Annotated in this window: 11 protein-coding genes; 8 read left to right on the forward strand and 3 right to left on the reverse strand. The window is 39.4% G+C overall.

Going from position 1 to position 12,725, the window contains the following annotated elements; all coding sequences use genetic code 11:
- The first annotated feature begins 266 nt into the window (after positions 1-266).
- The 4 genes from IEX94_RS19555 to IEX94_RS17535 all read left to right on the forward strand — a co-directional run bounded on the left by IEX94_RS19555 (position 267) and on the right by IEX94_RS17535 (position 3,297).
- Complete coding sequence (locus IEX94_RS19555; protein ID WP_194461818.1) at positions 267-431, forward strand: hypothetical protein; 165 nt, start codon at positions 267-269, stop codon at positions 429-431.
- Positions 432-1,112: 681 nt separating this feature from the next.
- Positions 1,113-1,901, forward strand: coding sequence for an alpha/beta hydrolase family protein (locus IEX94_RS17525; protein ID WP_188859279.1), 789 nt, complete (start codon positions 1,113-1,115; stop codon positions 1,899-1,901).
- Positions 1,902-2,347: 446 nt separating this feature from the next.
- Positions 2,348-2,974: a Type 1 glutamine amidotransferase-like domain-containing protein gene (locus tag IEX94_RS17530; RefSeq protein WP_188859281.1), complete on the forward strand. Its 627-nt coding sequence runs from the start codon at positions 2,348-2,350 to the stop codon at positions 2,972-2,974.
- A gap of 140 nt (positions 2,975-3,114) precedes the next feature.
- Positions 3,115-3,297 (forward strand): hypothetical protein, encoded by a 183-nt coding sequence (locus IEX94_RS17535; RefSeq protein ID WP_188859283.1) that lies wholly within the window; start codon positions 3,115-3,117, stop codon positions 3,295-3,297.
- Between the two features lie 314 nt (positions 3,298-3,611).
- Here the strand turns inward: IEX94_RS17535 and IEX94_RS17540 are convergent, their stop codons facing one another.
- From IEX94_RS17540 to IEX94_RS17550, 3 genes are read right to left on the reverse strand one after another with little or no spacing between them, the layout of a single operon-like run.
- Entirely contained in the window at positions 3,612-4,313 is a 702-nt protein-coding gene (locus IEX94_RS17540; RefSeq protein ID WP_188859285.1) for a LutC/YkgG family protein, read from the reverse strand.
- On the reverse strand, positions 4,310-5,737 hold the full coding sequence (locus IEX94_RS17545) for a LutB/LldF family L-lactate oxidation iron-sulfur protein (RefSeq protein WP_188859287.1): 1,428 nt from the start codon (positions 5,735-5,737) through the stop codon (positions 4,310-4,312). Before IEX94_RS17545 ends, IEX94_RS17540 begins: the two co-directional genes overlap by 4 nt.
- Positions 5,738-5,755: 18 nt before the next feature.
- The gene (locus IEX94_RS17550; RefSeq protein WP_188859288.1) at positions 5,756-6,475 is read right to left on the reverse strand and encodes a (Fe-S)-binding protein; all 720 of its coding nucleotides are present in this window, start codon (positions 6,473-6,475) and stop codon (positions 5,756-5,758) included.
- Between the two features lie 726 nt (positions 6,476-7,201).
- Between IEX94_RS17550 and IEX94_RS17555 the strand changes: the two genes are divergently transcribed.
- The 4 genes from IEX94_RS17555 to IEX94_RS17570 all read left to right on the forward strand — a co-directional run bounded on the left by IEX94_RS17555 (position 7,202) and on the right by IEX94_RS17570 (position 12,690).
- Positions 7,202-8,374 carry a pyridoxal-phosphate-dependent aminotransferase family protein gene (locus IEX94_RS17555; RefSeq protein WP_188859289.1) on the forward strand — a complete coding sequence of 391 codons (1,173 nt, stop codon included), beginning with the start codon at positions 7,202-7,204 and terminating at the stop codon, positions 8,372-8,374.
- A 338-nt stretch (positions 8,375-8,712) separates the two neighbouring features.
- Positions 8,713-10,029, forward strand: a complete 1,317-nt coding sequence (locus IEX94_RS17560; protein ID WP_188859290.1) for an FAD-binding oxidoreductase — start codon at positions 8,713-8,715, stop codon at positions 10,027-10,029.
- A gap of 31 nt (positions 10,030-10,060) precedes the next feature.
- Positions 10,061-11,410: a (Fe-S)-binding protein gene (locus IEX94_RS17565; RefSeq protein WP_188859301.1), complete on the forward strand. Its 1,350-nt coding sequence runs from the start codon at positions 10,061-10,063 to the stop codon at positions 11,408-11,410.
- Positions 11,411-11,484: 74 nt separating this feature from the next.
- Positions 11,485-12,690, forward strand: coding sequence for an FAD-linked oxidase C-terminal domain-containing protein (locus IEX94_RS17570; protein WP_373290855.1), 1,206 nt, complete (start codon positions 11,485-11,487; stop codon positions 12,688-12,690).
- Positions 12,691-12,725 lie beyond the last annotated feature (35 nt).

Below are 12,725 nucleotides of genomic sequence, written 5' to 3' on the forward strand. Positions count from 1 at the left end.
AAGAAAACAGGAGCATTTTGAAGATAATTGAAGTATATAGAGGGAGGATGTATAAAATAAAAGTGGATAAAAATTATTTTAAATGAGAAAATCGTCTATTGTTTATATGGTGCATTTTTACCGGGTGGAGTTTGCACTGCAAACTTATTTTAATAATGCCTGCCCCATTGGAAATAAAATGGGAAGATGTACGCCAGGCATTTCCAGATACTTGGGTATTGATAGAAGCAACCCAAGCTTAAACAAATGAACAAAGTGAGCGAATTTTGGAAGAAATAGCACCGCTAAATAAGTTTACTAGTTCTCCAGCGGCAATGAGAGCATATCAAGAATTTCATCGTGAAAATCCGAATAAAGAATTATATGTTCTGCACACCAATCGTAAAGAACCCAAAATAATTGAAAAGAAGTGGTTAGGTGTCAGAAGATAGTCTAATAGCGCTGTGTTAACATTATATCCTCTCAAGATTAGGTACTCCCAGGGGGATTTTTCCAATTGATTAAAAACCCCCCTTTCATACGAACGACTTGCACACCCTTTAAATATTTGTTTATTATTTATATCTATTTCAGGGTTGAGCTTTTTTGATTCACTAGGATTAGCAATTTGGAAGTATATTCTGCTACTAATCATCGTTACGGTAATATCATGGCTTTTACGGAAAACAGGGCTTACTGAAAAAGAAGTTCCTATTTGGGTGGTTTTATAATAATTATAGGATTTGCCATTGGTTTAATTTTCAATCGCTTGTTACAAATTATGTTTAATTAAGAGGAATCTGTTCAACAAACAGTCCATTTTGTTGGAGACACTGCGAGGGGGACTGGGTAATGAGAAAAATATATAGGGCTACGCAAGTACTCTTAGTGATATTATTTTTTGCGATAATTACGGTTAGCAGCTATTCTACAACGGCAGTAAATGTAATAGGAGCAATAGGCATAGCGGTTTCTTTGTTTTATATATTTCTCGACAGGAAACTTAAACGGGATAACGTTCGTAAGTAAGACAAAAACAAAAACGTAGCCTCAATAATTTTGTGCTACGTTTTTTTAGAAGGTTTACCGCTACTATAAAATTCAGAAGTTAACGTAAAGAAAGGAGATAATATATGATAGCTTATGTTAGAAATGGAGATATTCTTGGTGAACTCTATCTACCTGATACAACATTGAATAATAAAATAGGAATTGTGTGGTTACCGGGATTACCTAACAAACCGATTGCCCCTGAAATGGGAAAACCTTTATCGGATCTGGGCTTTACCGTGTTGCAGGCGCGCTATCCTGGAAACTGGGAAAGTTATGGAGATTTTGGTCCAGATTCTTCTGTAAAGGGTGCTTTAATGGGTCTTGAACTTTTAGCAAAAGGTAATACATTGGACTTGAATACTGAAAAAGAAATTTATTGGGATATTGACCATATTATTCTTATTGGAAATAGTTATGGTGGTGGTATAGCTGTTTCAGCATTAGGTTCCTCTAGTTTAGCATCTGGCGCAATAGCATTTTGTCCTTTACTAGAGCCAAGTCAACAGAATGCCGACCATTTACTCCAAGAAGATGATCTTTCTACACTCTATCCATATTTAAAAAGATGCCACGAAAACGTGTATCGTAATTTAGACGAAAATGAGTGGAAGGATTATATTGAAGGTAGACATTCAGTTGATCCTTCAAGGTTCTTAACAAAGATTAAAGAACGTCCTTTACTCTTAATCCACGGAAATGAAGACAAAAGCATTCGTCCGTATCATACTGAAAATTTTTATAATAAATTGAAAGAAAATGGAGCTAAACAAGTTGAGATTTTAATCAAAGAGAGTGTTGGTCACGGAAAAGACTTAAGAATATCAACTTGGAATAATTGGACCAAGTGGCTGACAGACTTATTCAGCTAATAGGTGTTTATTTATATAAGATCTCCCGCAATCGAGTGTAATTGCGAGCGCGTGGACTTTTCAAATGCTTTGACGGGAGAAGTTTTAGCGGTAAAAGAAGATTCTGCACTAGAAATTGTAACTGATAGATGACGAGATTAATTGCTTTGTTTCACTAGAATCAATGATAAAATGATCCAAAAAGAGTTTGACACCGTCATCAGCAATGAATACGTGCTTCAACACGGCTCGCTGCTCTTAAAGAGTGAAACACATCATAAGAATACGGACCTGATGTTAGATAGTATCTTTTATGCTCGATAAAACCAAAATAAAGAGCCGATCTTCCGGTGCTTTATTCTTTATTATGAAAGAATGTTTTTAAACTATAGGGCAGGATTGTGGAAGAAACGAGTCTATCTTTATTTAACAAAAGTTATTCATTTAAGGGAGAATAGGGGGATATTATGAAATTTTATCTGTCATCTTATAAAATTGGTAATGAAGAACAAAAATTAATAGACATCACGAAAAACGGCAATAAAAAAGTTGCTTATATCAATAACGCATTAGATTTTGCAACTGATTTAGAAAGAAAGAATAAAAGTGACGCAATGGATGTATCGGATCTTAAAAGAATTGGTTTTATAGTGGATATTCTTGATCTGAAAAAGTATTTCCGTAACACAGAAGGGCTACAAGAAAAACTTAATGAGTATGATGTTATCTGGGTAAGGGGAGGCAACACATTCGTTCTTGCACAGGCAATGAGGTTAAGTGGTTTCGATAAAATCGTTAAAAAGTATTATAAGGATAAAAAGAACATCTTATATGGAGGGTACAGTGCTGGAGTTTGTATCCTTGGACCAACGCTAAAAGGTATTCATTTGGTTGATGACCCAGATCAAAAGCCGTATGAAGAAAGGTATCAAACTATTTGGGATGGACTGCATATTTTGGAATATGCAATTGCTCCACATTATAAATCAGAACATCCAGAGTCTAAGGGTATTGATAAAGCAATAGAATATATGGTTAATAATAAAATACCTTTTAAGGCGTTAAAGGACGGAGAAGTAATTATTATTGAATGATCTACCTTAACGCTCTTCCACTAACTTGTGCGATTGTTCAATAAGCAAGATAGCATTTGTATAAAAAATGTGTCTTTGAATAAGCTGATTTTAAAAGGTTTTGGTTTATAATGGAGAGACAGAAGTTAGGTGGTAGTTGAATGAGTGCAAAAGAGGAAGTTATAAAGATGATTGAAGACCTGCCTAATAATACAACGTTAGAAGAAATTATTGAGCAACTTTCTGTGAAAGCGAAGATTGAAGAAGGGATGAACCAACTTAATAATGGAGAATTTTATTCTCATGATGAAGTAGAGGGAAGATTTGTCAAATGGTTGAGTTAAGATGGTCAAAATTAGCAATTAGTGATTTAGATGATATCATTACCTACATTTAACTAGACTCTGAAGATTAACTAGGGATTTGAAACATGCTGGTAAGTTAGTCTAAATATCAATTATTATCGTATTATAATACAACAAAGAACAAGCGTCGTGACTTACCACGGGTTGAATGGTTGGATTTAAATTACTAATCCTACCGACAGAAGGACGCTTGTTCAACAAAACAAAGCCAGAATAGATGCAAAATAAATCAAATGATTCGTGAAAACGATAAATGGTGTTTCAAAGGCATTCCAAAACTACAATCCAACTATCTAGTCTACAACTATATAAGTTGCGTGCACCGGGCCATGTACGCCAACAATCAGATTCATTTCAATATCTGCACTATTACTTGGGCCTGAAATGAAACTGACACAAGATGCAACATCTTCGCCCTTTGCAATGGCTTCATGAATTTGCTGTGTTGCTTGTGTCATGCGAGGGACAATTGTTTCCCTTGGGATGATCGCGATATAGGAATGGGGTAACAGGCTAATCGTGCGCCCGTGATCTTTATGATGGAATAATGTCACCGTAGCAGATTCGGCTAGTGTAATATCACTGAACGTAATACCAATATCAGCTCTTTCGGCAAAAATTTGATTTTCTTTTTGTTTTGTATAATCCCATATATGAGTTTCTATACGTTGTTCGATTTCATGAAAAAGATTTAATAATCCATATTGCTCATTTCGTGGGTCATTAGGGACTATTATTGACTTCCCATTATAAGCCTTAATCGTTTCCTTAAGAACCTGCTCTAACCCATTTTTATCTGTCCGTTTAAAAACAGTATGAATGATTTTACATTGTTTTTCTAGTACATCTATTAAATTCTCCTGCGTCTGTCCTTTTAATACTTCAAGCTGAGGATTGACACTCCATTTTGGTCGTTCGACTCCATCTGTATGGCGTGGACGGCCAAGACTCGCAGCTATACGATTTAAAAATTGATCCCTGTTTTGAATTGTCATGATGCGCCACCACTCTTTTCTCTCTCTTTATACCATGCTCGGAAAGATTGTTTACTTGGTGCGGGGAAATTACGTGAATTTGTCCAATTCTTTAGTGGGCCAGGGCCATTTTCAATTGTGTCATCTTTTGTCCAAGCTTTGAGTGCAAGGCGTGCCATTTTTGTACTCAATATATATGCAGCGGGACTTGAAGACCATTTGGCAAAGCCCTTCATCATCATCTTTTCTGCTGTCGGTGCTTTATTTTCTTTTTCTACAATAATTTGACGATGTTTGATCAGCATGTCATGGAGTGGGATTTTAACAGGACATGCTTCCGTACAAGCGCCGCATAAAGATGAAGCATATGGTAATTCTGTGTGATCTTGATAGCCATCGAGTAATGGTGTAAGTACTGCACCAATCGGACCGGGGTAAATGGAATTGTGAGCATGCCCACCAATATGGCGATACACTGGACAAACATTGATACAGGCGGCACAACGAATACAATGAAGTGCGGCTTGAAATTCTGTACCTAAAATCTTCGAACGGCCATTATCCACAATGACAAGATGGTAATCATCTGGACCATCAATTTCATCTTCCAAGCGCGATCCGGTGTAAGCAGTTATATAGCTTGTTAATTTTTGACAAACTGCTGATCTTGTCAATAAACCAACAAGGATTTCCATCTCCTCCCAAGTTGGTACAATTCTTTCCATACCCATTACAGTAACAAGCGTATCGGTGAGAGTTGTTGCCATCTCTGCATTCCCTTCGTTCGTTACGAGTGTAATGGTACCAGACTCTGCAATCGCAAAGTTACAACCTGTAATTCCAACATCAGCGGATAAAAACTCCTTTCGTAATTGGTCACGTGAGAATGATGCAAGTTCTTCGGGTTTATCCGAGTTGGTGTAGCCTCTTTTTTCCGCAAATGTTTCGCGAATTTGCTCTTTATTTTTATGGAGTGCTGGTGTGACAATGTGGGATGGTGGGTCATCATCTAATTGTAAAATCCATTCACCAAGGTCTGATTCTACTACTTCCACACCACCTAGCTCCAATGCATGGTTTAAACCAATTTCTTCGGTAACCATTGATTTTGACTTGACTACCTTTTTTGCTTCTTTGTTCTTTATTACGTTTTGAATATATTCGGTTGCTTCTTCAGCGGTGGATGCAAAGAAGACATTACCACCTCTTCTAGAAACTTGATCACTTAACTGCTGCAAATAATAATCAAGGTTTTCCACTGTGTGCTTGCGGATTTCTTCTCCCAATTGACGCCAATCTTCCCAGTTTCCAAGTTCTTCTGCCTGCGTAAGTTTTCCCGTTCTGAAACGCCCCTGTGCAGAGGAGACGGCCTGGCGCATAAAATCATTTTCAATTCCCTTTTGAACACGTTCTTGAAATGGAGATTCATTAATTTGTATGCTCATGAATAGACCTCCTTTTACTCAGTCGGTTGTATTTAAAATCTCAGTTATGTGAACGACTTCTACTTTTTTTCCTTCTCGTTGCATTCTGCCACCAATATTCATCAGACAGCCCATATCCCCACCAACAAGATATTCTGCCTTTGTCTCTGTCACATGTTGTGATTTTTCCTTTACCATTTCTTCTGAGATAGCAGCATTTTTAACGGAAAATGTGCCACCGAAACCACAGCAATCTTCTTTTACCGGCAACTCAATAAACTCGATTCCTTCAATTTGTTTTAATAATAGAATAGGTGCATCGTTAACTCCTAAAATTCGTGTCATGTGACAAGATGGATGATAAGTAATCCTGCCATTAAACGTAGAACCGACATCTACAATCCCCACTACATCGACTAGAAATTGTGTTAATTCGTATGATTTATCAGCTAATTCTTTCGCGTCTTCTTCCCATTCTTTGTCCCCCTTAAATAGATTAGGGTATTCCTTGAGCATACCTACGCAGGAGCCTGATGGGCCAACTACATAATCTGAATCCTTGAACGCGCGTATCATCTGTTTCATTGATTGTTTCGCTTCCTTAACATAACCACTATTGTATGCTGGTTGACCGCAGCAGGTTTGTAATTCTGGAAAGTCAACATTACAGCCAACCCGTTCTAATATTTCAACCGTATCTTTCCCGACATTTGCCGAGAAAATATCACATAGACATGTAATAAACAATGAAACTTTCACTAGGTTCACTTCCCTCTATAAAAAAATCGCGGACAAACAAATATAATAACCTACTATAATAGTAGTTCGACCAGCGATGGAGCTATCATAGATACAGCTACCGCACTAACGACCAGAAGTGGGATTATCACAGACCGTTAATACGTGATAAATGATAGAACTGAGAAAGTACGCCTCCAAATCCAACAATCAATACAAAAACACCGTATAAAAAATAATATGAAAAATGATTTTACATATGTGTAACTATTTTAGACACCCCCAATTCATCAAGTGATACGTGAGAATTGTAATCAGCAGAATGAATCACTTTTAGTTAAGTGTTTCTTTATGAAGTAAAATCAAAGATTCAATCACTATTTATGTGATGTTAGGGCTTATATGATTGACACAATTGAATTCACAAGGTTCTGAATTATAATATACTCTAATATTATATTTAACGAAAGCAAATTGCTAGTACTACATTAATGTACGATGCAACAAACTTATTTAAAATGGGATCTATATTTTAGAGAACGACTAGGCTTGAATAATAAGTCAGCTGATTCAGTAGGGGGTGTTTTCTGTTTCTCCTAACTATTTAAATTTTATAAAAAGATGTTATCATAATATATAATCTTTACCGTATATAGATAAAATGTGAGGGGTGATTTGTTAATTGATCAAGTAGAGAATTAAAGCACGAATACTAAACATAAAAATGATGAAGGGGAGAGGGAATTTATGTATCCAACTATTCTTAGACATCCTGGGCCTACGCCTATACCTAAAAAGGTGGAACTGGCAATGGCGCAAAGTATGATTAGCCACCGTTCAGAGGAATTTGTTAAGCTCTACCGAGAAACGATGGAACGTGTAAAACCTATATTTGGGACGAAACAAGAAATTTTGCTTTTACCTTCAGGTGGGACGGCGGCGCTTGAAGCAGCTGTGGTCAATTCTGTTTCCCCTGGAGAGGAAATAGTCGTAATCACAGTAGGCGCCTTTGGGGATTATTTCGTCTCGATATGCGAGAAATACGGCTTAAAAGTACATAAACTTGAAAAAAATTGGGGAGAGGCCTGTACGGAGAATGAGCTGATTGAATTTTTAAAGCCGTTATCCAATATTAAGGCTGTCTTTGTAACGCATAATGAAACTTCAACAGGAATCATAAATCCTATTAAACAATTAGCAAGAGTAGTTCAGGAACATTCAGATGCTCTCTTTATAGTGGATAGCGTGAGCGGTATTGGAGGGGTGTCCGCCCGAATGGATGAATGGGGTATTGATATTTTAGTAACCGGTTCACAAAAAGCAATGATGCTCCCTCCAGGACTTGCCTTATTAGCAGTTAGTGAAAAAGCATGGAAGGTGATAGAGGCTAATCGTTCGACTGCTTATTATTTAAATCTATTAAGTTATCGTGATTGGGCGGAAAAAGGAATGACTCCCAATACCCCGGCGGTTTCCCTTATTATGGGGCTTTCTGCTGTGTGCGATTTAATTGAGGAGGAAGGCGGGATAGCAAAAACTACTGAAAGACACGAGGTTATGAAAAATATGGTTCGATCAGCCATGAAGGCATTGTCGATTGATTTGTTAACAAGCGACGAATTTGCATCCCCAACAATTACGGCGATCCGCACTCCTGAAGGATTGGATCTTGCAACATACTTAGCTCACTTAAAGAAAAAGTATCAACTAGATTTTGCGGGTGGTCTTGGTCACCTGCAAGGTAAAATTTTCAGATTTGGGCATATGGGGTATTGTTTCCCTAGCGATATTCTCCAAGCTATTTCCCTTATGGAAGCGGGATTACAGGATTTTGCTTATTCATTTGAGCCTGGAGCTGGGGTCAAAGCGGCACAAGATGTTTATTTGTCCTCATTAAGAAAGCGAACCCCAGTGTTTTAATTAGTTATTTAACAAATATTGCAAGAAGTCCCCTTCAAATTGTAGCGCAATTAGGAGGGGATGAATTGCAAGGTGTTGAACGATTAAAAACAAGCTTGGCTTTAATCGAATAATGGTTAATCTATAATTTAACTTATCTGAATATAAATTAAAATGTAAATATTTCATAATCCATTATGGGAAGATTGATAGCTTTGGTCAGATAGCTTCATTTCGTTCAACAACGCAAGAGCAATACTAAAATTTAATGAAAGGGATTTCGGGGTGCAGATAACTAAACGGCAGGCTCGGATTAATCTGGGGTAAGAACTTAACCATTTGTCCAAAGGAGGATTCATATGATTTATTCAGACACAGAAAGTATTTTGCCAGAAGAACAAGTAAAAGTAAATAATGAACGAGAGCATCTCCTTGGCAATAGCGGCGTGCAAATCATGGAAGCTTATTCCGAAGCGGATATTTCCAAAGTGCTCACCTTTGCTTATGAACATGAAAAAACAGTTAATGTGATTTCTGGTGGGACAAAGCGAGGTTTTGGCGGGGAATCAGAAAGTGCAGATATATTATTATCGCTTGCAAACTATAAAGGCATTGTGGAACATTCTGTCGGAGATCTAACAATGACGGTGAGGCCTGGAACAACCCTCAAAGAAATTACTGATGAACTGGCGAAAAAAGGGCAATTTGTCGCTCTTGATACAGCTTGGCCAGAAATGGCGACAATCGGTGGTATCATTTCCGCTAATGACAGTGGGCCAAAGCGATTGCTTTACGGTTCAGCGAGAGATTTAGTGATTGGATTGCGGGTTGTTTATGCAGATGGCAGGGTAATTCGAACAGGTGGAAAAGTGGTTAAAAATGTTGCTGGCTATGATATGAATAAACTTTTTATCGGTGCGATGGGAACGCTTGGTGTGATTAGTGAAATTACGATTAAACTGCGTCCGCTTCCTAAATATGAAGGACTTTCGCTCATTCATTTTCCCAAGGGAAGCGAAAAGAAAATTCATGATTTTTCCGTTTCCTTGCTTGACTCCGTAATGGAACCGGTGACCTTAGAGTTATTAACTCCGACTCTTGCTGAAAAATTAACCGGAAAGAACAGCTACATCTTAGGAATAGCTTTTGAGGACAGGGAAAAAGCTGTGCTCGAGCAGGTGAAGTGGATAAGCGAAAATCTACCTGAGAGTGTGGGACATACCGTAATGTATCAGGAAGAAGCAAAGAAATGGTGGGAAGACTTCTGGCAGATTGGACCAAATGGCTACAATGATGAAGTTGATGAGGACAATACTTGGGCAGCGTTGAAAATTGGAAGTAACAACATGGATGTACTTGATAATCTAGAAGCAGCTGAAAAGCTTGCAGAAACCCATCATCTAACACTCCAAGGACACGGCGGCTTAGGGCACGGCATTTCACGCATATATATAAAAGGCCGCCCCGATGATATCGTTTCTTTCATTAAAAAGTTAAGGGCAAAAACAGAAGAGAAAAACGGGTTTGTTGTTTGTACGCACTTGCCGTTTAAGTTAAGGGAAACCGTCAATGTTTGGGGCGTTAAACCAGCACACTTCGCACTTCTGGAAGGGGTTAAGCTAGCGAACGATTCAAAGCGCATCCTGAACAGAAAACGATTTGTAGGAGGAATATGACATGAACGTGGGCGAAAAAGAAAGAGAGACAATGGACCTTGTCAATATGCTGGAAAAAGGTGGACCTGCCTGTGAAACAAAGACCTTGGGAAATTATATTTGGGATGATTTACCTGATCCGGATAAATGGGCGGATTGTGTGCATTGTGGTATGTGCTTAGAGGCATGCCCGACATATCAGGAAACAGGAGAAGAACAGCATTCGCCAAGAGGGCGTGTTTATTTAATCAAAGCAGTCGCAGAAGGGAAAATTGATATTAATGATGCTTTCTCCAAGCCTGTATTTGATTGCCTTGATTGCAGAGCCTGTGAAACAGCCTGCCCAGCAGATGTTCAGGTTGGCGGCTTGATTGAGGAAGCGCGGGGCCAAATCCGCCAAGCAATACCATTAAAAGGTTTGAAAGGTACGGTTAGCAAAACAGTACTAAATGGCATTTTCCCAAATAAGAAACGGCTGAACATGCTTGGCGGTCTCATGCGGTTTTATCAGAAAAGCGGCATGCAAACAATCGCTAGAAAAACGGGTGTACTGAATGTAATGCCAAGCCATATGAAGGATATGGAAGCGATTCTCCCTGAAGTTGGAAAACCTGTGCTTGGCAGATACCCGGAAGAGGTCCCGGCGGAAGGGAAGACGAAAGAAAAAGTTGGTATGCTGACCGGCTGTGTGATGGATATCATGTTCAGTGATGTGAACGAAGCGACCATTCGCGTTTTAAATCATAATGGTTTTGAAGTCGGCTTGCCAAAACAACAAGGATGCTGTGGTGCCCTTCATATTCACGCTGGTGATAGAAAGACGGGGAAGAAGTTAGCAAAACGGAACATAGAAGCTTTTAAAGATTATGATAAAGTGCTCGTCAATGCAGCTGGGTGTGGTTGTGCGCTCCAGGAATATGATGAGCTATTCCGCAATGATCCGGAGATGCTTCCGCTGGCGGAAGAGTTTTCCGAAAAGATAGAGGATGTTTCCAAGTTTTTATATGACAATGATTTTAAACGGCCAAAATCTGCAATCAACATAAAGATTACGTACCATGATGCATGTCATCTGGCGCACGGGCAAGGGGTCCGCTTTGAACCACGCCAGCTTTTGCAAGAAATCCCGGGTGTAGAAATGGTAGAATTGCCTGATGCAGATAGATGTTGTGGCAGCGCGGGGATTTATAATCTCACACATCCCGAAATGGCAGGTAAACTGCTTGACCGGAAGATGGATGATATACCGGAGAATGTGGAAATGATTTCAATGGGGAATCCCGGCTGCATGCTGCAAATTGCCATGGGGGTCGAGAAGCATGGCCGTAGTGAAAAGGTTGTTCATACCGTCCAACTGCTTGACTGGGCCTATGAAAAAGATAAACAGAAAATGAAATCATAATGATACAGGGGGTGCTTCGTTTGTTTGGGAAAAAGCGTAAATTACAAGGGTTAGATGCAATCACTCGGAAATTGATGGCTATCGTTGGAGAAAATGAAGTGCTTTATAAAAAGGAAGATCTCATATCCTATGAATGTGACGGTTATACGATGTATAAGGGGATGCCGCGAGCCGTTGTATTTGTAAAAGATACACAGCAGGTTTCTCAAGTGGTGCAATGTTTAAATAAAGAAGAGATCCCGTATATTGCAAGAGGGGCAGGAACGGGCTTGAGCGGAGGGGCGACACCGCTGGGCGGGGAAGTGCTCATCAGTTTGGTGAAAATGAAGCGAATGCTCCATCTGGACCTGGAAAATAGAAAAGCAGTAGTGGAACCAGGTTATATTAACTTGAAGTTGACCCAGTCCATTTCAGATAAAGGCTACTATTATGCTCCGGACCCTTCCAGTCAGTATGCCTGCACGATTGGTGGAAATGTCGCCGAAAATTCTGGCGGAGCCCATTGTTTGAAATACGGGGTGACGACAAACCATATATTAGGCCTTGAAATTGTTCTTCCGAGCGGAGAGATTGTGGAAATCGGGGAAGAAGGGGTTCCTGACCAGCCAGGATATGACTTGTTAGGCTTACTTACTGGATCCGAGGGAACACTTGGTATTGTGACGAAGGTTACGGTGAAAGTTTTAAAAAATCCCGAGGCAAAGAAAACGGCGCTTGCCTACTTTGATGATATTGATGATGCCAGCCAAGCTGTCTCGGATATCATCGCTGCAGGCATCATTCCTGCCGCACTGGAGATGATGGATGAGATTGCCATTGAAGGCGTGGAATCAGCCGCTTACCCGGTAGGACATCCAAGGGACATTGCCTCATTTCTTCTGATTGAGGTGGATGGAATTGCTGTAGGGATTGATGACCAGATTGAGGAAATTCTCACGGTTTGTAAACAAAATAATGTCCGAGAAGTAAAAGTCGCTAAAGATGAAGCTGAGCGTAGCCTATGGTGGGCAAACCGCAAGATGGGCTTTGGTGCAATGGGAGCAATATCCCCAGATTATCTCGTGCAAGACGGAGTAATTCCGAGAACCCGATTACCGGAAGTCTTAGCGAAAATCACACAAATTAGTAGGAAGTATGATCTCCGGATTGCAAATATTTTCCATGCAGGGGATGGAAATCTGCATCCGCTAATTTTATTTGATGCAAGTGTTCCAGGAGAAAGTGAACGTGCATCTAGAGCAGGTTCAGAATGTTTGAAGGAAAAAAGGGGTCGGGATTGAAAAATCAGCCGAGATGCGTTTTATTTTTACGGATG

The organism is Oceanobacillus indicireducens (genome assembly GCF_014647195.1).
GTDB classification, from domain to species: Bacteria; Bacillota; Bacilli; order Bacillales; family Amphibacillaceae; genus Oceanobacillus; species Oceanobacillus indicireducens.

Bases quoted from the DNA above. Each gene is read 5' to 3' on its own strand.
- IEX94_RS17525 (WP_188859279.1), top strand. From the start codon at position 1,113: ATGATAGCTTATGTTAGAAATGGAGATATTCTTGGTGAACTCTATCTA.
- IEX94_RS17530 (WP_188859281.1), top strand. From the start codon at position 2,348: ATGAAATTTTATCTGTCATCTTATAAAATTGGTAATGAAGAACAAAAA.
- IEX94_RS17535 (WP_188859283.1), top strand. From the start codon at position 3,115: ATGAGTGCAAAAGAGGAAGTTATAAAGATGATTGAAGACCTGCCTAAT.
- IEX94_RS17540 (WP_188859285.1), bottom strand. From the start codon at position 4,313: ATGACAATTCAAAACAGGGATCAATTTTTAAATCGTATAGCTGCGAGT.
- IEX94_RS17545 (WP_188859287.1), bottom strand. From the start codon at position 5,737: ATGAGCATACAAATTAATGAATCTCCATTTCAAGAACGTGTTCAAAAG.
- IEX94_RS17555 (WP_188859289.1), top strand. From the start codon at position 7,202: ATGTATCCAACTATTCTTAGACATCCTGGGCCTACGCCTATACCTAAA.
- IEX94_RS17560 (WP_188859290.1), top strand. From the start codon at position 8,713: ATGATTTATTCAGACACAGAAAGTATTTTGCCAGAAGAACAAGTAAAA.
- IEX94_RS17565 (WP_188859301.1), top strand. From the start codon at position 10,061: ATGGACCTTGTCAATATGCTGGAAAAAGGTGGACCTGCCTGTGAAACA.
- IEX94_RS17570 (WP_373290855.1), top strand. From the start codon at position 11,485: ATGGCTATCGTTGGAGAAAATGAAGTGCTTTATAAAAAGGAAGATCTC.